The sequence below is a fragment of the Zobellia nedashkovskayae genome (assembly GCF_015330125.1).
In the GTDB taxonomy this organism is placed as follows: domain Bacteria; phylum Bacteroidota; class Bacteroidia; order Flavobacteriales; family Flavobacteriaceae; genus Zobellia; species Zobellia nedashkovskayae.
Window position 1 is genome coordinate 1,423,324 of the sequence record NZ_JADDXR010000002.1, and the last position, 17,410, is coordinate 1,440,733.

Here is a 17,410-nt window from a genome sequence, read left to right on the forward strand (position 1 = left end):
AAATACTTAACCTACAACCTACAGTACCATGCGCAAATTCATATGGACCTTGCTGCTCCTATCCGGCATTATAACCGCTAGAGGTCAGGAGCTCAATTCGCCCCAACTTACTCAATATTTGGCAGATAACCCGTTTGTTCTATCACCAGTTTATGCTGGTATAGGAGACCATGTAAAAATTAGACTTAACGGTCTAACCCAATGGGTGGGCATTAAAGATGCTCCGCAAACACAGTCTTTGGCAGCGGATATGCGACTCGGTGAACAATCTGGTATAGGTCTGTTTTTATATAATGATAAGAACGGTTATACAAAACAACAAGGTGCTAGGGTTTCTTTTGCCCATCACTTGACTCTTGATAGATATGATGATGAGTTTCTATCGTTTGGTCTTTCTTATAACTTTAACCAATTTAGAATAGACATTGATGAATTTGTGGATGCTAATCTTGATCCAGGAGTTATAAACAACCGCCAAACTAGTAACCATAACTTTGATGTGGGTGTTTTATACCGATATGGTAAATTTTATATAAGTGGTAATGCATCTAACCTTTTAGGCAAAGATCCAAGTAATTTTACTTTTAATGCCGATGAGCCTAATGAGTTAAGAAACTATTACGTGTATACCGGTTACCGTTACAGAAAAAATAAGAACAGTGATTTAGAAATAGAGCCTTCTATATTGTTTAAAATGTTTGAAAGTGATGGCCGTTCTGAAACAGATTTAAACTTAAAATTTAGATGGTATAATTTTGATGATTATTTCTACGCTGGTGTAAACTATCGTTTTTTGAATGATCAAATTGGTAGCCCACTCTTTATAGCTCCTTTTGCCGGTCTAAAGAAAAATAACTTCTATTTTGGATATTCATATCAAATAATTCTTAATGAACTACTTACCTACAGTACAGGTACCCATGTTGTAACCATAGGTGTAGACTTGTTCCAAGGGCTTAGTAACTGTCGTTGTACATACTAAAAAAAGAACTATTTTGAATATCTCTGTACTTATAAAAATTACATCTTAGCTTTCTATCCTTTATTTGAACCGTTTGAATTAAGTTTGCAAAAATATATTTGATTTTGGATAAGGTTAAAGTTAGTAATATAAGGGTATATGCCCACCACGGTTGCTTAAAAGAAGAAACCGCTATAGGAAGTGAATATTTGGTAAACGTATCTGTTGATGCTGATTTAACCAAAGCTTCAATTTCCGATAAATTATCTGACACGGTAGATTATGTTCATATTAACCATATTGTAAAGGAGGAAATGAAAATCCCTTCTAAACTATTGGAACATGTTGGCAAGCGTATCTTAGATCGTATCTTCTTAGAAATAAAAATTGTAAAAAAAGCTGAGGTTGAGGTTTCAAAAATTAACCCTCCTATAGGTGGTGATGTTGAAAAAGTGACCATAGTTTTGAAGCAAAAGCGAAAAAAATAACTATCCAAACATCTTAATTTCGCATCCTAAATAACTGCAAATCTTTACACTTACCTATTTTCTTACACCTTGAAAATATTCATTGTGAAAAAAAAGTAAAGTAAAAATAGCATTTCCATCAAAAAAACTATCTTTGCACCTGCAAATGGCATCGTGGCCGAGTGGCTAGGCAGAGCTCTGCAAAAGCTTGTACAGCAGTTCGAATCTGCTCGATGCCTCAACAAAAAACCTTCGTGATTATACGAAGGTTTTTTTGTTTTATAACTTCTGGTATCCCTTAAAATGAAAACATGATCAGATTATTTATATACTGAACTATAACTTTTCCATGCGCTCAATACCATTCTCTATATTGAACTGATCTTTAGGTAGAAATCCTTTTATAATAAGTACAATACCACATATAATTAGAATAACACCAAGTCCTTTCTTTATCAAATAAATTCTATTTCCTGTTAGCTTTTTCTTCAATTGCTTCGCTAATAGAATCTTAAAGATATCGGTTACAAAATAGGCTCCCACCATGGTTGAAAAGAATACTACTATACGATTAGGATCATTATTTAAACTTGGTCCAACAACAATGATAATACCCAGCCAAAAAACAAGAACACCAATGTTAATGAAATTGAGCAGAAAACCTTTTACAAAGAGACCTAAATAATCACTTTTACTAACCCTTATATCACTATCTATATGCTTAGGAGGCTTTTTAAAAATAGTGGTAATACCATATACCAAAAGAATTACGCCACCAAAAACATATAGTCCTGGCTGGTTACTTAAATTCTCTAAAAGCTGATAACTACTAAAATAAGCGATAACAAGAAAAACACCATCGGCAAGAATAACTCCAAAATCAAAAACAATAGCAGCTCTAAAACCTTTAATTGCGCTTGTTTCTAAAAGGACAAAGAAAACCGGCCCAATCATAAAACTTAATAAAAAGCCTAATGGAACTGCTGCCTGAATATCTTCCCACATGTATTATTCTGGGTGTTTTACATTACTAATCTAGCTAAGGAATAGCAGCTACTATGACTCTTGTACAAGTTAGTATTAGCTGCTATGCAAAGCTAAGTGATTAAAATTGGAAATGAAACCGATTACATACGCGTTACAGTACCGCCAAATACGGTTTTCTCATCCATCTTCTTTGGATCACCATATACCAATACTTCGCCACCAGCTTTTACACTAGCCTTTACGTAATCTGATGCATAAATTTCTGCACGAGATCCTGCATTTACATTTATGGTAGAAAATTTAGTTTTGAACTCCTTACCCTCATAAATACCACCTGTGTTTATAACAATATCCTGTAAATTAGAGGAACCAATAGTAGATATACTTCCACCAGTTACGGTTTTAATCAGCATCTGTTCTACCTCGGCATTAATTACCAATTCTCCACCTTCTTGTGCTTTTAATTCAAGAATTTCCTGTTTTATAATTTCTTCAGAGGCAATACGCGCATCTTCATTAACGTCTATTACAACAAGATCTTCAGTATAATATAAATCCACAAATGTGCGATATCCACTAAAAATCTTACCTAGTTGCATTCGTATTTTAAGTACACCATCGTTATTAACAATGGCAACTTTATCTATATTCTCACCAGATATGACCACTTTGTTCACATCAGATTTTATAAGCTTAACAGAAAGACCGTCAAAAGCTTTAACCTCCGAGAATTTAGTTAGGTCTTGTGTCATACTTGCGTCTTGGGCAAAACTAAATTGCAGCCCAAGAATACAAATGACAAGCAAAACGAACTTTTTCATAATGTACCTTTTTAGGTTATTTTGATAGTCAAAGACAAAATCCGTTCCAAAAAACTAATAACTACTCATGCTTCCCTATTAAAGAGAAATCCAAATGACGTTTTATTAAATCGGAATTCTTTACCATAACTACAACTTCATCACCCAATTGGTAGGTTTTCTTTGTCTTTTCTCCTACAATTGCGTACTCCTTTTCGTCAAAGGTATAATAATCATCCTTTATATCGCTGATCCTAACCATGCCCTCGCACTTGTTCTCAATGATCTCTACATAAATACCCCATTCGGTAACACCACTAATAACACCAACAAATTCTTGATTTTGGTGATCTTGCATGAACTTAATCTGCATGTATTTAATAGAATCACGTTCTGCACTAGAAGCTAAATATTCCATATCTGAGGAATGCTTACATTTCTGTTCGTAAACTTCTTCTTTAACAGAGGCACCACCATCTAAATAATGTTGTAATAAACGATGTACCATTACATCTGGATATCTTCTAATAGGCGATGTAAAATGTGTATAATAATCGAACGCCAAACCGTAGTGACCAATATTCTGGGTAGTATAGATGGCCTTACTCATACTACGTATAGTAAGCGTATCTACTAAATTCTGTTCTTTTTTACCTTTAACGTCACTCAAAAGCTGATTTAAAGACGCGCTAATGGATTTTTTATCTTTAAAGTCCAACTTATGCCCGAACCTAGAAACAATGCTATTAAGGGCTATTAGTTTATCTTCATTAGGATCATCGTGAATACGATATACAAAAGTCTTTTTCGGTTTTTGTTTTCCTATGAATTCAGCAACTTTTCTGTTAGCCAACAACATAAACTCTTCAACTAACTTATTGGCATCTTTAGATTCTTTAAAGTAAACACCAACCGGCTCACTTTCTTCGTTTAAATTAAAACGTACTTCTACCTTATCAAAAGAAAGTGCACCTTCTTGCATACGTCTACCACGCATGATTTTAGCCATACGATCCATTTCTAAAGTTGCTTCTACCACATCTTCTTGAACGGTATAAGCATCTTCGCGGATAGATATTTCTTTTGGTATACTGCCTTCTTTGGTTTCTATAATATGCTGTGCTTCTTCATAAGCAAAACGCTCATTAGAATTTATAGCCGTTCTACCAAACCATTGATCTTTGATATTAGCATCCTTATCCATCTCAAAAATTGCAGAAAAGGTGTATTTCTCTTCGTTTGGTCTTAATGAACACGCATTATTGGACAATACTTCAGGAAGCATAGGAACCACACGATCTACTAAATAAACGGAAGTAGCTCTTTCATAAGCTTCATCATCTAAAATAGTATCCGGAACCAAGTAATGAGAAACATCGGCAATGTGAATACCAATCTCATAATTACCGTTCTCAAGAACCACAAAAGAAAGTGCATCATCAAAATCTTTGGCATCTTTTGGGTCAATAGTAAAGGTCAATACATCTCGCATATCCCTTCTTTTTGCAATCTCTTCTTCTTTAATAGAAGTATCAAGGGTATCTGCAAAACGTTCTACTTCGGTAGGAAAATCATAGGGTAGACCGTACTCCGCCAAAATGGCGTGAATTTCGGTATTATGTTCTCCTGGTTTTCCTAAAACTTCTATGATGGTTCCAGTAGGAGAATCATCTTTACTATCCCAACTATCTAATCTAACAATTACTTTATCGCCATCATTTGCTCCTTTTATTCCATCTTTTGGAATAAAGAAATCTGTATACATTCTAAAATCTGTAGGACGAACAAAAGCAAAAGTCTTTTGTATATCTACAATCCCAACAAATTCAGTCTTTTTACGTTCAATAATATTGGCAATCTCACCTTCTAGCTTTTTCCCTTTTCTTCTTGGGAATATATATACCTCTACGATATCACCATGAAAAGCTTTGTTCACTTTATTAGCTTGTACAAAGACATCATCATCCATACCTTCTATAACAACGTATGCATTACCACGTCCTGTAAGATCAACCTTACCTGTTTGGTATTTTTTAGTTGATTCCAGTGCCATATAATTACCTCTACCTTCTTCTTGTATTCTATTTTTTTCCTTAAGTTGCCCTAACCTTTTAATCAATTGATTACGGTCTTGGGTATTATCTAAGCCTAATTTAGCGGCTATTTGTTTATAATTGAAACTCTTTTTAGGGTCTTTTTCCAATACGGTAAAGATTCCTTTTGTTATCTCGTTCGCTTTATGGTTACGAGCTTTCTTCTTGTTATTTGACATTAACTATTTTTAATTTATAGGGTAAATTACGAATTATAATTCATTACCCTGTTATTGACGAACCTTGACCTGAAAACAAGGTTATCAACAACTATATTATATATTTCTTTTTCTTTTAAATTTTAAAAATTAAAATGGTGATTATGATAGCGTGTTAATAAGGCTTATAAAATTATGTGGAAATAGTTGCTCTGAACGACTTAAAGAAGTTGTTGACAATCTTTACAATTATAATATAGCACAGAATCAGGGTAGTAACGTAATTATCAATATTCGTTGATAAACGATATCAACATAAATTATTTAATAAGTAAACGTAAATTTAATGTTAATTACTGGCAATAACATTTTAATAGCCCATTATAAAAAGAGTAAAAGTAAATTTCTCAATTAGAGATTAGTTTTGTAGAGTACTATTCTAGTGAGAAATCAAAATTTAAGATCTACTTTCTGTCGTAAGGTTATTAACATTATAAACACATTTTAACAATAACAAATTAACAATGAATACCTGTTTGAAGAAAACTAATGTTGTGACCACCATGTTTATTGTGGTGAAGTACTAGTATTCGTACCTTTGTGAACAATTAGAAGGTTTTATATAACAGTAAAACCGTATTCAAAAAAAGGTTTAAACAAGATTACGCATAATGAAAATAGCTATTGGAAATGATCACGCAGGTACGGATTACAAATTAGCCATAGTAGGTTTACTTAAATCTATGAACATAGAGGTTAATAATTATGGTACCGATGGAGCGGATAGTGTTGATTATGCAGATTTTGTTCATCCCGTAGCTTCAGATATAGATAAAGGTGTTGTTGATTTTGGTATTATTATTTGTGGAAGCGGTAATGGAGCCTCAATGACCGCTAATAAACATCAACAAGTGCGTTGTGCCCTTTGTTGGACCAAAGAGATTGTTCAATTAAGTAGAGAACATAATGATGCTAACATCTTAAGCCTACCCGCTAGGTTTATTTCTCTACCTCAGGCGCTAGAAATGGTTAAGACTTTCTTAGATACAGATTTTGAGGGTGGTAGGCATGAAAGAAGAATAGAAAAAATTCCTTGTAAGTAAACATTCAAAGCTTTACTTTTAAATATAGTAGACTCTTATAAAGTCTTGCCAAACCAACCACTTCATCATACGTAACACTAGTTGTTCATAACTTGGGTATTCCTTGTTAAGAAGGCATTTTAGGTACCATTACATATTTATTAACGTATTAATTATTTTCCATATTAAATGGGGCATTCTCGCGAAGACCATTCTCATGGGCACAGTCACAACCATTCTAATTTAAGGGGAAGGAATTTAATTATATCTATCCTATTAAATATACTTATTACAGTAGCTCAGGTAATTGGTGGAGTTGTTTCGGGAAGTCTTTCATTGCTTTCGGATGCGCTTCATAATTTTAGCGATGTACTTTCGCTTATTGTTAGTTATATAGCTACCTTATTAGCTAAGAGACAGGCTTCTACCAATAAGACCTTCGGCTATAAACGAGCTGAAATCATAGCAGCTTTTGTAAATGCTGCTACGTTAATAGTTGTAGCTATTATATTAATAAAAGAAGCCTCAGTACGATTTCTTGAACCGCAGAAAATAGAATCTGATGTGGTTATTTGGCTTTCCTTATTGGGCATTGCTGCCAATGGTTTTAGTGTACTCTTGCTCAAAAAAGATTCAAAGAGCAATATGAACATGAGATCTGCTTATCTGCACTTATTAACAGATATGTTAGCATCTGTAGCTGTACTTATTGGAGGCTTGTTAATGAAGTTCTATGAAGTGTATTGGATAGATGCAGCCTTAACCTTTGCCATTGCCATCTATCTTATTTTTGTAGGTTATGATTTATTAAAAGAAGCTACACGTGTGCTTATGCTTTTTACGCCAAATACGATACAAGTACAGCAAATTGTGGAAGAAGTAGGTTTAATAGACGGTGTAAAGAATATTCATCATATACATATTTGGCAATTAAATGAAGATGAAGTACACTTAGAGGCGCACGTAGATTTCAATGAAGACATCAGGCTTTCGCAGTTTGACAACATTCTTCAAGTAATAGAGGAAGTCGTTTATCACAAATTCGGTATCAATCACGTTACTATACAACCGGAACACGGGAAAAGCGACAGTAAGCAAATAATTGTACAAGATTGATATTATGAAAATAACGGTAAAATCATTTGGAGCGCTCACTACAGAAGAGCTGTACGACATACTAAGAATTAGATCAGAAGTTTTTGTAGTAGAACAAGAATGTGTTTACCAAGATGTAGATGGTAAGGACCAAAAAGCATTACACGTAATAGGAACTAGAAAAGGTGAGTTAGTTGCTTATACCCGAATATTTAAACCAGGAGATTATTTTGAAGAAGCGAGTATAGGAAGGGTAGTGGTAAATCCTACCGAAAGAAAATACGGCTACGGAAAAGAAATTATGAGAGCCTCGATTACAGCTATAGAAAAGCATTTTAAAGAAGATGTTATTAAATTATCTGCTCAGTTATATTTAGAACGCTTTTATCATACACTTGGTTTTGATCAAGTAGGAGATGGTTATTTAGAAGATGGCATACCACATATTGGTATGGTTAGAAGAAAAAAATAAGGTCCGCAATTGCGGACCTTATTTTTTATATGACTATGTGAAATTAAATACGAATAGGTTCTTTGTTCGTAAGGTTAATATCTTCCAACATATTATCGGTAAACTTATAATGACCTTTAGTTGTTATAATACGAAACCGGTTAGAGTTCATTCTACTTAAAGTATCCAAGAAAAGCCACTTGGTTTTTAGAAGTCTAGGCTTAGAAGATTTAAGGCTTATTTCAAAGTAATATTTTCTTCCATTTTTAAGCGCAACAATATCTGGTGTAATCTTAAAATCAGTACCTTTTCTAACGTACGATTTTGGAGTTGCATACCCGTCAATATCCGCTTTAATTTCTTCGAAGCCGGTGGCTTCTAGATGGTGAATTGACTTCTCTAAAAATTCCTTGTTTTCTGACTTTTCTGTTGTTACCATAACGGAGAAGATAGTAAAACAAAGTGCAATAAAAAAGTTTTGAGTGTTGATTAACAGCATTTTAAGAACTGAAAAACGTTCCATTCATTAAATTCTATTAGACACAAGAAACAGACCAATCGGTTTGTTGGCTATGTATGGGTTTGATAAATTGTATGCTTTTTGGGCGATAAAATACTGGTTTAAATCGCTGTAAGTGCATACTAGTCAAGAATCTTAGAATAATATCAATTTTACAAACCAATTGGTTTGTAAAATTTATTAAGCCAACCTTTTGGCAACTCCTGATTCCTCTAGAAAATCTAGTTTCAAAATAAGGTTCAAAGGTTTTTCAGCTTTATTTTTTGTCGAAGCAAAGAGATATCCCTCACTTCTGTGGTGCAGTTCATCAATTTTTATTTTACCATGTGTACGTTGTTCTGGCAATATGTACTTTTTTAAAGCCGATAATGTAATGGAGCGTTCCATTAAAAGATCAAGTAATTTTTGACGATTTACCAAGGTGATTTTACAAGAAGTAAATGTGTTGGGGTCATCTGCATAGATGGAAGTTATTAACGCATAGAATTCTGTTTTTTTTGAGGTATCAAAAAGCCAACCTTCTTTTAGAATACCCTTTTTTTCATAACTCAATTCAAAGGCAAAAGTGGGTAGGTTTTCGTTTATATAATCCAGTTGTGCTTTTTCATCTATATAGAATTTTTTTCCATTCGTTTTATGAATAAAAATCAAATCTATACCGGCCAATTGCTTTGGCATATCGGATACTCGCTCAAAGGTATAATGCTTCAGATACTGTTTGTAATAACGGTCCAATAAAATGCAAAGCTCCTGCTCCCTTTCTAAATCTGACTTAAAATTACTTTTAAGGGGCATATTACATTTGTTAGTATGAAATTTAAAGAACTAAACTTCAATTTTATCGGCCAGTGCCTTGCCAATTCTTTCAACAACACCAACAACTAAGGCATTACCCATAAAAAAGGCCCGTTTGGTATCGCTTACACCTTCTAATAACGTATGATTATCAGGAAACATATTTAAACGCTCTAATTCAACAGGTGTTAAACGCCTCAATCCCTTTTTAGTCTGTACCACATGCTTAAATCGAGACGGGGACTTTCCGCCCTCACCAGTAATAATAGTTCTTGAAGCATTATCCAATGCATCTGGAAAAATCATTCCGCCTTCACTATAATTATAAGTAAATCCGGTTTTAGCCGTTCGCACTTCTTTTTTAGCCCCTTTTAGATATTCCCACTTATGGAAATCCTCTTCTGGAATAAAAAATTCTGATGTTACTTCTCCATTTTGAAGCACATCTCCTAAAACGGTACGTTTACCATCATAATTGGCCTGCGTTTTTACCGTAAACACCTTACCATTTATGAAAACCCCTGAATTTTGAAAAGGAGAAAGCTTTTCGCCTAGATTAAAGTTTTCTGAGATATGTACTAAATCGTCCTTAATTTCAAAAGAAATTGGTTTTTGAGTGGTTTGTTGCACAGGAAAAGCCGAAGCAATTGTTCCCTCAGAAAGTACCCAATCTGCTGGACTGGACTTTTTAAGTGCTCTATAAAGTGATGTAGATTTGTGATAGCCTAAGAAAAAGATGCGCCTACGTCTTTGGGGCATACCATATTCGGCGGCATTAATAACGCGCCATTCAACAGCATAACCCAAGTCATCAAGACTTTTCAACATAATGGCAAAATCTCGTCCGCGCTGGGCAGATGGCGATTTTAGCAAACGATCTACGTTTTCAAGAAACAAGTACTTAGGAGGATTTTTCTTTTCAGATAATATGCGGTGAATACTCCACCATAACACCCCTTTTTTACCAATTAATCCTTTGGAGTTCTGTAAAGTGGTCGCCACGGAGTAATCTTGGCAAGGAAATCCGCCCACGAGTACATCCCCATCAGGAATAACACCTGTAGAAACTTCGGATATGTTTTGGTTACAATGGTTTTCTTTACCAAAACGCTCTTCGTAAACGATAGAAGCATGTTGCGCTTTTGTAGAAGGTTCCCATTGGTTACTCCAGACTACCTCATATTGTCCGGTTTTTTCTAGTCCGAGGCGAAATCCTCCGACCCCTGCAAAAAGTTCTATTGCCTTGAGTTTGCTCATTTGCGATAAAATTACATAATTTCACTAAAGCAAAGTAAACATGATAATAGATTTAAGAATGAAGAGATATAAGATAGCAGTTTTGCTCACTGGTTTTTTGGTGTTGTTTTTAGGTTCCTGTACTGAAAAAAGTAAGAAGGAAGCAAAGCTTTTAGAAACTATTACTCAAATAAGAAAAGAATATGCTCCGGATAAAAGAACAGCTCTTTTTGATGTGCACACTTATATAGATACCGAAAAGTATATTTTAAGAGGGGAGACTAATATGGCTGAGGCTGTTGAGGCATTAAAAGCTAACTTGGATAAACAAGATATTAAGTACACCAGTGAAATAGAAATACTACCCTCAAAACAACTTGAAGGTAAAACCCAGGCCGTTATCAATATTTCAGTGGCAAATCTTAGGAGTAATCCAAAACACTCGGCAGAACTGGCAACACAGGCTACATTAGGTACACCGGTAAGAGTGTATAAAAAAGAAGAAAATTGGTATTACATTCAAACGCCTGATAAATATCTGTCATGGGTTAATGTAGGTGGAATTGTTCTGATGGATGAAGAGGAAGCAAAACAATACAAAAGCACAGCAAAGCTAATTTATACCCAAACCGCTGGATATTCATATCAAGATACGGAGGCAACCCAACGTGTTTCTGACTTGGTTGCAGGAGATATTATTGAAATGACGGGCGAGACCGATGATTTTTTTGAAGTGCAGTACCCAGATGGCCGTAAAGCGGTGGTTAGAAAGGAAGAATCAGAACCCTATGATATTTGGTTAGAGAAATTGGAACCAACCCAAGAAAGTCTTGTGGCTACTTCAAAAACTTTAATGGGTGTTCCTTATTTATGGGGAGGAACCTCAACTAAAGGAATGGACTGTAGCGGATTTACTAAAACTATATTTTTCCTTAACGGAATGGTCATTCCCAGAGATGCCTCACAGCAAGTACATACGGGTAAAGCCATTGATTCCGTCAAAAACTTTGATAAGCTACAAAAAGGCGATTTATTGTTTTTTGGAAGAGAAGCAACGGATTCTACCACAGAAAAAGTGGTACATGTAGGTATGTGGATTGGTAATAATGAGTTTATTCATGCCTCAGAGATGGTACGCATAAACAGTATGGATCCCAATGCAGATAATTATGACGAGCATAATCACAACCGTTATCTACGCTCAAAACGCATCTTAAAAGAAAATGACGAAGCCTTGATCAGTTTGGTTAAAAACCCTGTTTTTAAGGATTAGGCTATAGTTATTAGGGAAATGAAATTAAAAACTTAAAAATAACGCAGCAGTATTTCCGTAACTGAGGCTTTGTACGAGTTTCCAAAAAGGTTGAGGTGTACCAAGAGATAGTAAAGTTGGTAGATATCCGTTCTTTCTTTTTCATTACCAATTGGTGCAAAATGTTCTTGATAAGCATTGTAGAAAGAATTGCCAAAACCTCCAAAAAGACGGGTCATGGCCAAATCTACTTCATGATGGCCGTAATACACCGCTGGGTCTATTAAATAAGGGGTACCGTTTTTTGATATAAGGTAATTGCCGCTCCATAAATCGCCATGCAATAAAGATGGTTTTGTGTTGGGAAATAGATTTTTACAAGTTGTTAAAAGCTGGTTTTCGGAAGGAATTTCGCTATCATTCAGCCTGCCAGTATCTTTTGCTAGTTGCAATTGGGGAACAAGTCGTTCTTGAACATAAAATTCAGCCCATTGTGTGTGATTTGAATTGGACTGCTCAAGATTGCCAATATAGTTGTCGGAAGAAAACCCAAATTTATCTTGTGTAGCATTATGGTGCAATGCAGCCAATTGATGACCTAAAAGTTCATAGTCGGTTTCTGTGGGTCGTTTGGGTTCGATATAATTCATCACCAAAAACCCGCCCTTTTCTAAGGGCTCACACAGTAAAATATTCGGTACACCTATGGTTTTGGATTGGGCAATGGTTTGCAAACCCATTTTTTCGGTCTTGAACAGGTCATAGCCGTTTTCCCCATGATTGACTTTGCAAAAGAAACGTTCCGTTTCGGTCTCCAGTAAGTAGGCTACGGAAATATCACCCCCAGAAACAGATTGCATTGTTTGAATCTTTATACAAAGCAAATATTCAATATGTTTCTTCAGGTCGTTATCCATTTAACCAAGATAAGTATAATGACTGAAAATTATGAAGAGCCTCTAACTCTAATATTTTCCCTATTTTAGAAGAATCAACCAACTTAATGTTTAATATGTCTCAACTAGCCGATAATGTCTCAAAGCGTCTCTTTTCCTTAGATGTTTTTAGAGGACTAACCATGTTCTTACTTATTGCCGAGGCGGCAGGTTTTCACCATAACTTTTCAGAACTAACGGAAGGAACGGCGTTTTCAGGTCTTGCACATCAGTTGCATCATCACCCTTGGAACGGTCTCCGGTTTTGGGATCTGATTCAACCTTTTTTCATGTTTATTGTGGGTGTGGCCATGCCATTTTCCCTACGCAAGCGACTGGCTTCCGGAGATAGAAAAGGTGTAACCAAGCATATTTTACGTAGATGCTTTTTACTGTTTGCTTTTGGTGTTTTATTGCATTGTGTGTACAGTCACGCGCTGGTTTGGGAACTTTGGAATGTACTGGTACAATTGGGCTTTACCATTTTAATCGCCTATGCGGTAATGAGCCTCCCTAATAAAATACAGATTGGTATATCTTTAGGTTTATTGGTTTTAACAGAGATACTTTACCGTGCCTATAATCCTGAAGCGCCCTATGTGCAAGGACATGACAGCTTTGGTGCTTATGTCGATATGTTGGTCATGGGACAGGTAAATGACGGATATTGGGTGTTCGTAAACTTTATTCCTACTGCCGCCCATACGATTTGGGGCGTAGTCTGTGGAAAGGTTTTATTATCACATATGTCTTCGGCTGAAAAAATAAAACCATTTCTTATTTGGGGAACGGCTTTGGTAGTTCTTGGTTTTGCCATGGATTTTTCAGGCATCACACCAATAGTTAAGCGTATTGCAACAAGCTCTTTTACCTTGGCATCAGGAGGTTTCGCTATTCTTACATTAACACTTTTCTATTGGCTTATTGATATAAAAGGATATCAAAAGAACTGGCTTAAGATTTTCTCTGTAGTAGGTACGAATTCAATTTTTATCTATCTATTTGCCGAAACAGTAGGTGTTCAATGGTTTCAAGGATTTGGTCTTATCTGGACAGAGGGCTTGCTGGCTCCCATTGGTATTTCCGAAAAAGTAATCATGGTCATCAATGCTTTTTTTGTACTGTACATCTTCTGGTACATTACTTACTTTTTGGACAAGCACAAGGTGTACTTTAAAGTATAAAACTCATATCTCAATTATATTTTTACTCAATACGCATACTATGAATCGCATTAAAATTACTCTCTTTATCTCTTCTATTGCCCTTATGGCTTGTAATTCTACCAAGCCAACCGTTGCCGAAGCCGGCTGGGAGGACATGTTTAATGGTAATAACTTAGATGGATGGACCACTAAAATCCATCATTATGAAACCGGTGATAATTTTGGAGATACGTTTCGTGCGGAAGATGGTATGATCAAAGTTCGCTATGATAAATATGAGGGGGACTTTAATGACAGGTTTGGACATCTTTATTTTGATAAACCTTACTCAAGTTTTCACCTTTCAATGGAATATAGATTTGTTGGGAATTTGCACCCTGGAGCCCCTGTTTTTACTGAAATGAATAGTGGGGTTATGTACCATTCGCAAGACCCAAGAACGATGTTGAAAGAACAGAACTGGCCTATATCCGTAGAGATGCAATTTTTAGGAGGTATTAATGAAGGTGAGGCAAGACCAACGGGTAACATGTGTTCTCCGGGAACTGAGATTGTTTATGATGGAAAAATATACCCAAGTCACTGTTTAAGCTCTTCATCTAAAACCTACTATGGAGACCAATGGGTAAAAGCGGAATTAATTGTAAGAGGAGATTCTTTGGTAACGCAGATTATAAACGGAGAAGTAGTTTTAGAATACACCAAACCACAAATTGGTGGTGGTACGGTAGTTGGTTTTGACCCGAAGGTTAAACAAGACGGAAAACTATTAAAAGAAGGCATGATTGCTTTGCAGAGTGAAGGGCAGCCTATAGATTTTAGGAATGTAAAAATCAAAAACTTAAAGCCTTAATTCAAAAAGCTATTTTTCATACAGTTCAAGAGGAAGGTCATCCGGGTCTGCAAAGAAAGTAAATTTGCGGCCCGTGAACTCATCGGTTCTGATGGGTTCTACGGCTATACCTTTACCCATAAGCCTTTGCCTTTCGCTTATTACATCATCTACTTCAAAAGCTAGATGACGGAGACCTTGCGCTTCGGGTCTAGAAGGGCGCTGAGGTGGATTAGGAAACGAGAATAACTCTATTATGTATTCTCCATTAAGGGCAAGGTCTAGTTTATAAGATTGTCGTTCTTCTCTGAACACTTCTGTCATAATATCTAGACCTAAAATGTCAACATAAAAATGTTTGGACTTTTTATAGTCAGAGCATATAATAGCAATATGATGTACTTTGTTGAAGGCCATAGCTAATGGTGATAGTTCTTATTTTAAGATACCCCAATATTTGGTTTCGTTACTTAGAAGTTCGGTGGCCGCTAAAATGGCATCATCATTTTTTAAGTAATAATCATACAACCCTTCACGATAGAAATAACGCTTAACGATTTCATCTTGAAGCTTACTTTTAATTTCACGTTGATAATCATCTAAAGCAACAATTTTACTTTTCTCGATATCTAACAATAACGTTTTAAAGTCATTTTCTATAGCATCGTTAAAAATAACCTCTTCACGGTTGGTCATGGCCGCTCTTAAAGTTTTTTCGGTTTTGGTCTCGTATGAGAAGTCGCTTTTGGAAACGAAGGTTTTAAAATCCGCATAATCCTTATCGGAAAATTTAAAGTTAGCCACGTCATCCATTTGGTGCTTGTAGAAGTAGTTTGTAGCGTAATCAAAAATAACATTGTTGTTCAGTAGGGCGGTAGTGAGTTCATTTGCTTTGGTTGCCGCAACTTCAATATCCGGTAAAACACCACCACCATCTTGCACCTTACGACCGTTACGGGTAGTAAAGTCCTTAAAAGCGCTCTTTTTAACCGCATTATTGTCCTCATCCCGGTTCCAATAGTCCAATGATTGTATACATCTCCCAGAAGGCGTGTAATAGCGACTTATAGTAACTTTTAACTGCGTACCATAAGTTAGCTTCAACGGACGCTGTACTAACCCTTTCCCGAAGCTACGTGCACCCATAATTACAGCGCGGTCTAAATCCTGTAATCCCCCGGATACAATTTCACTTGCCGATGCACTGCTGCCGTTCACCAAAACCACTAGCGGAATCTCTGTATCCACTGGTTTGTTTTTGGTCTTGTACTCTGAATTGAATTTTTTGACCTTTGATTTGGTCGTTACGATCAGCTCCCCTTTTTCAATAAAAAGGTTGGTAACATTTATAGCTTCCGAAAGTAGGCCACCAGGATTGTCCCTTAAATCCAATACAATCTTTTCAGCGCCCTTAGTTTTAAGGTCAATAAGGGCTTCTTTTGTTTGGGCAGAGGCTTTTGCGTTAAATCTAGACAGAACAATATACCCTGTCTTGTCATCTATCATCTTATAAAATGGTACGGCATCTACTTCTACAGCTGCACGGGTAATGGTTGCTATTTTTGTTTCGCCCTGTCTGTTGTACGTAACTTCAACAGCAGTATTATTAGCTCCTTTTAGGAGTTCACTAGCGTTATTGTCAAAGTCCGAAACACTAATAGCGCCTATTTTAATAATCTCATCGCCAGCTTTTAGTCCAGCCTTATCTGCAGGATAATCTTTGTAAGGCTCAATAATCAACAACTTGTCCTCAAATGAACGCACCAAAGCGCCAATACCGGAATATTCCCCAGCATTGTTAATACGATAGGTTTCTACGTCTTGTTCGTTTAAAAACTTGGTATAAGGATCAAGGTCATCTAGCATATTCTTTATGGCGGTATCCATTAGTTCTGCCGGATTGGTTTCATCTACGTAGTTCATGTTCAATTCCTTGAACAGGGTAGTAAAGATTTCTATTTGCTTGGCAATTTCGAAAAAATCGCTTTTCACGAAACTACTACCTGCCACCAAAATGACTATTGCAAAGGCTGGAATTAATATTTTTTTGCCTAGCATCTTTTTCATTTGTTCTCTAATTTGATGAGTTTTTGGTCGTGGACCATTTTTATGTTTCTAAATCTAGCTGCCTGAATCTGGAATGTTTTTGCTCAAAAAACGTTTCATTACGTCTTTCATGGCTTTTTCAACATTGCTTTGAGACGGCATCTCTCTACCAAGGTATAAAAATAGAAACGCAAAAGAGCCTTCACTATTGTTAAAAACTAGGTGTTTGTTAAGTCTATAACTTTCTCGCATAAGACGCTTGATGCGATTTCTTTTTACAGCACTTTTAAAATTCTTTTTAGGAACCGCCACACCGATTTTTATGCGGGTGTCTTCTATAAAGTCAGTAGGAAGATAAATAAGTTTTATAGGAAATGCAGAAACAGGCTTCCCCTCAGCAAACAATTGCTCGATAAGCTTTTTGCTTTTCAGCTTTTCTTTTTTCGGGAAAGTGAAGTCGGCCATAAAGGTATTTTAAAAAATTGCCCCCGTTAACGGGGGCAATTGCAAATCTAATCATTGAATAAAGGATAA

General features: G+C 35.8%; 18 protein-coding genes and 1 tRNA gene. 9 read left to right on the plus strand and 10 right to left on the minus strand.

Going from position 1 to position 17,410, the window contains the following annotated elements:
• Nucleotides 1-28 precede the first annotated feature (28 nt).
• The 3 genes from IWB64_RS06075 to IWB64_RS06085 all read left to right on the plus strand — a co-directional run bounded on the left by IWB64_RS06075 (nt 29) and on the right by IWB64_RS06085 (nt 1,667).
• Nucleotides 29-982, plus strand: coding sequence for a PorP/SprF family type IX secretion system membrane protein (locus IWB64_RS06075; protein ID WP_194533156.1), 954 nt, complete (start codon nt 29-31; stop codon nt 980-982).
• 104 nt (nt 983-1,086) lie between these two features.
• A complete protein-coding gene (gene folB / locus IWB64_RS06080) occupies nt 1,087-1,449 on the plus strand; it encodes a dihydroneopterin aldolase (protein ID WP_194533157.1) in 363 nt (120 codons plus the stop codon).
• A 147-nt stretch (nt 1,450-1,596) separates the two neighbouring features.
• Nucleotides 1,597-1,667 (plus strand) — tRNA-Cys (locus IWB64_RS06085).
• A gap of 97 nt (nt 1,668-1,764) precedes the next feature.
• Here the strand turns inward: IWB64_RS06085 and IWB64_RS06090 are convergent.
• From IWB64_RS06090 to rnr, 3 genes are all read right to left on the minus strand, one after another.
• Nucleotides 1,765-2,433, minus strand: coding sequence for a LysE family translocator (locus tag IWB64_RS06090; protein WP_194533158.1), 669 nt, complete (start codon nt 2,431-2,433; stop codon nt 1,765-1,767).
• Between the two features lie 122 nt (nt 2,434-2,555).
• Nucleotides 2,556-3,236, minus strand: coding sequence for a head GIN domain-containing protein (locus IWB64_RS06095; protein ID WP_194533159.1), 681 nt, complete (start codon nt 3,234-3,236; stop codon nt 2,556-2,558).
• A 61-nt stretch (nt 3,237-3,297) separates the two neighbouring features.
• Nucleotides 3,298-5,487, minus strand: coding sequence for a ribonuclease R (gene rnr, locus IWB64_RS06100; protein WP_194533160.1), 2,190 nt, complete (start codon nt 5,485-5,487; stop codon nt 3,298-3,300).
• A 650-nt stretch (nt 5,488-6,137) separates the two neighbouring features.
• On the opposite strand from rnr, the gene IWB64_RS06105 reads away from it, so the two are divergent.
• From IWB64_RS06105 to IWB64_RS06115, 3 genes are all read left to right on the plus strand, one after another.
• Nucleotides 6,138-6,569 (plus strand): RpiB/LacA/LacB family sugar-phosphate isomerase, encoded by a 432-nt coding sequence (locus IWB64_RS06105; protein ID WP_194533161.1) that lies wholly within the window; start codon nt 6,138-6,140, stop codon nt 6,567-6,569.
• Between the two features lie 168 nt (nt 6,570-6,737).
• Nucleotides 6,738-7,664 carry a cation diffusion facilitator family transporter gene (locus IWB64_RS06110; RefSeq protein ID WP_194533162.1) on the plus strand — a complete coding sequence of 309 codons (927 nt, stop codon included), beginning with the start codon at nt 6,738-6,740 and terminating at the stop codon, nt 7,662-7,664.
• 4 nt (nt 7,665-7,668) lie between these two features.
• Nucleotides 7,669-8,115 (plus strand): GNAT family N-acetyltransferase, encoded by a 447-nt coding sequence (locus IWB64_RS06115; protein ID WP_194533163.1) that lies wholly within the window; start codon nt 7,669-7,671, stop codon nt 8,113-8,115.
• A gap of 43 nt (nt 8,116-8,158) precedes the next feature.
• Here IWB64_RS06115 and IWB64_RS06120 read toward each other — a convergent pair whose 3' ends face one another.
• The 3 genes from IWB64_RS06120 to dcm all read right to left on the minus strand — a co-directional run bounded on the left by IWB64_RS06120 (nt 8,159) and on the right by dcm (nt 10,666).
• Nucleotides 8,159-8,533 (minus strand): hypothetical protein, encoded by a 375-nt coding sequence (locus IWB64_RS06120; RefSeq protein ID WP_194535823.1) that lies wholly within the window; start codon nt 8,531-8,533, stop codon nt 8,159-8,161.
• 261 nt (nt 8,534-8,794) lie between these two features.
• Nucleotides 8,795-9,409, minus strand: a complete 615-nt coding sequence (locus tag IWB64_RS06125) for a hypothetical protein (RefSeq protein ID WP_194533164.1) — start codon at nt 9,407-9,409, stop codon at nt 8,795-8,797.
• Between the two features lie 30 nt (nt 9,410-9,439).
• Nucleotides 9,440-10,666 carry a DNA (cytosine-5-)-methyltransferase gene (dcm, locus tag IWB64_RS06130; RefSeq protein WP_194533165.1) on the minus strand — a complete coding sequence of 409 codons (1,227 nt, stop codon included), beginning with the start codon at nt 10,664-10,666 and terminating at the stop codon, nt 9,440-9,442.
• A 58-nt stretch (nt 10,667-10,724) separates the two neighbouring features.
• Between dcm and IWB64_RS06135 the strand changes: the two genes are divergently transcribed.
• The gene (locus IWB64_RS06135; protein ID WP_194535824.1) at nt 10,725-11,918 is read left to right on the plus strand and encodes a C40 family peptidase; all 1,194 of its coding nucleotides are present in this window, start codon (nt 10,725-10,727) and stop codon (nt 11,916-11,918) included.
• A 32-nt stretch (nt 11,919-11,950) separates the two neighbouring features.
• On the opposite strand, the gene IWB64_RS06140 is transcribed toward IWB64_RS06135, so the two are convergent.
• A complete protein-coding gene (locus IWB64_RS06140; RefSeq protein ID WP_194533166.1) occupies nt 11,951-12,814 on the minus strand; it encodes a fructosamine kinase family protein in 864 nt (287 codons plus the stop codon).
• 95 nt (nt 12,815-12,909) lie between these two features.
• Here IWB64_RS06140 and IWB64_RS06145 point away from each other — a divergent pair, with 95 nt between their 5' ends.
• Both IWB64_RS06145 and IWB64_RS06150 read left to right on the plus strand, forming a co-directional pair.
• A complete protein-coding gene (locus IWB64_RS06145) occupies nt 12,910-14,016 on the plus strand; it encodes an acyltransferase family protein (RefSeq protein ID WP_194533167.1) in 1,107 nt (368 codons plus the stop codon).
• Between the two features lie 40 nt (nt 14,017-14,056).
• Entirely contained in the window at nt 14,057-14,851 is a 795-nt protein-coding gene (locus IWB64_RS06150) for a 3-keto-disaccharide hydrolase (RefSeq protein ID WP_194533168.1), read from the plus strand.
• Between the two features lie 9 nt (nt 14,852-14,860).
• Here the strand turns inward: IWB64_RS06150 and gloA2 are convergent, their stop codons facing one another.
• From gloA2 to rnpA, 3 genes are read right to left on the minus strand one after another with little or no spacing between them, the layout of a single operon-like run.
• Nucleotides 14,861-15,247, minus strand: coding sequence for an SMU1112c/YaeR family gloxylase I-like metalloprotein (gloA2, locus tag IWB64_RS06155; protein ID WP_194533169.1), 387 nt, complete (start codon nt 15,245-15,247; stop codon nt 14,861-14,863).
• Nucleotides 15,248-15,265: 18 nt separating this feature from the next.
• Complete coding sequence (locus IWB64_RS06160) at nt 15,266-16,897, minus strand: S41 family peptidase (protein ID WP_194533170.1); 1,632 nt, start codon at nt 16,895-16,897, stop codon at nt 15,266-15,268.
• 54 nt (nt 16,898-16,951) lie between these two features.
• Nucleotides 16,952-17,341, minus strand: a complete 390-nt coding sequence (gene rnpA / locus IWB64_RS06165) for a ribonuclease P protein component (protein WP_194533171.1) — start codon at nt 17,339-17,341, stop codon at nt 16,952-16,954.
• Nucleotides 17,342-17,410 lie beyond the last annotated feature (69 nt).

What these genes read in the sequence shown, in the direction of transcription:
- IWB64_RS06075 (WP_194533156.1), top strand. Translation starts at nt 29, where the DNA reads ATGCGCAAATTCATATGGACCTTGCTGCTCCTATCCGGCATTATAACC.
- IWB64_RS06090 (WP_194533158.1), bottom strand. Translation starts at nt 2,433, where the DNA reads ATGTGGGAAGATATTCAGGCAGCAGTTCCATTAGGCTTTTTATTAAGT.
- IWB64_RS06095 (WP_194533159.1), bottom strand. Translation starts at nt 3,236, where the DNA reads ATGAAAAAGTTCGTTTTGCTTGTCATTTGTATTCTTGGGCTGCAATTT.
- rnr (WP_194533160.1), bottom strand. Translation starts at nt 5,487, where the DNA reads ATGTCAAATAACAAGAAGAAAGCTCGTAACCATAAAGCGAACGAGATA.
- IWB64_RS06105 (WP_194533161.1), top strand. Translation starts at nt 6,138, where the DNA reads ATGAAAATAGCTATTGGAAATGATCACGCAGGTACGGATTACAAATTA.
- IWB64_RS06110 (WP_194533162.1), top strand. Translation starts at nt 6,738, where the DNA reads ATGGGGCATTCTCGCGAAGACCATTCTCATGGGCACAGTCACAACCAT.
- IWB64_RS06115 (WP_194533163.1), top strand. Translation starts at nt 7,669, where the DNA reads ATGAAAATAACGGTAAAATCATTTGGAGCGCTCACTACAGAAGAGCTG.
- IWB64_RS06120 (WP_194535823.1), bottom strand. Translation starts at nt 8,533, where the DNA reads ATGGTAACAACAGAAAAGTCAGAAAACAAGGAATTTTTAGAGAAGTCA.
- IWB64_RS06125 (WP_194533164.1), bottom strand. Translation starts at nt 9,409, where the DNA reads ATGCCCCTTAAAAGTAATTTTAAGTCAGATTTAGAAAGGGAGCAGGAG.
- dcm (WP_194533165.1), bottom strand. Translation starts at nt 10,666, where the DNA reads ATGAGCAAACTCAAGGCAATAGAACTTTTTGCAGGGGTCGGAGGATTT.
- IWB64_RS06135 (WP_194535824.1), top strand. Translation starts at nt 10,725, where the DNA reads ATGAAGAGATATAAGATAGCAGTTTTGCTCACTGGTTTTTTGGTGTTG.
- IWB64_RS06140 (WP_194533166.1), bottom strand. Translation starts at nt 12,814, where the DNA reads ATGGATAACGACCTGAAGAAACATATTGAATATTTGCTTTGTATAAAG.
- IWB64_RS06145 (WP_194533167.1), top strand. Translation starts at nt 12,910, where the DNA reads ATGTCTCAACTAGCCGATAATGTCTCAAAGCGTCTCTTTTCCTTAGAT.
- IWB64_RS06150 (WP_194533168.1), top strand. Translation starts at nt 14,057, where the DNA reads ATGAATCGCATTAAAATTACTCTCTTTATCTCTTCTATTGCCCTTATG.
- gloA2 (WP_194533169.1), bottom strand. Translation starts at nt 15,247, where the DNA reads ATGGCCTTCAACAAAGTACATCATATTGCTATTATATGCTCTGACTAT.
- IWB64_RS06160 (WP_194533170.1), bottom strand. Translation starts at nt 16,897, where the DNA reads ATGAAAAAGATGCTAGGCAAAAAAATATTAATTCCAGCCTTTGCAATA.
- rnpA (WP_194533171.1), bottom strand. Translation starts at nt 17,341, where the DNA reads ATGGCCGACTTCACTTTCCCGAAAAAAGAAAAGCTGAAAAGCAAAAAG.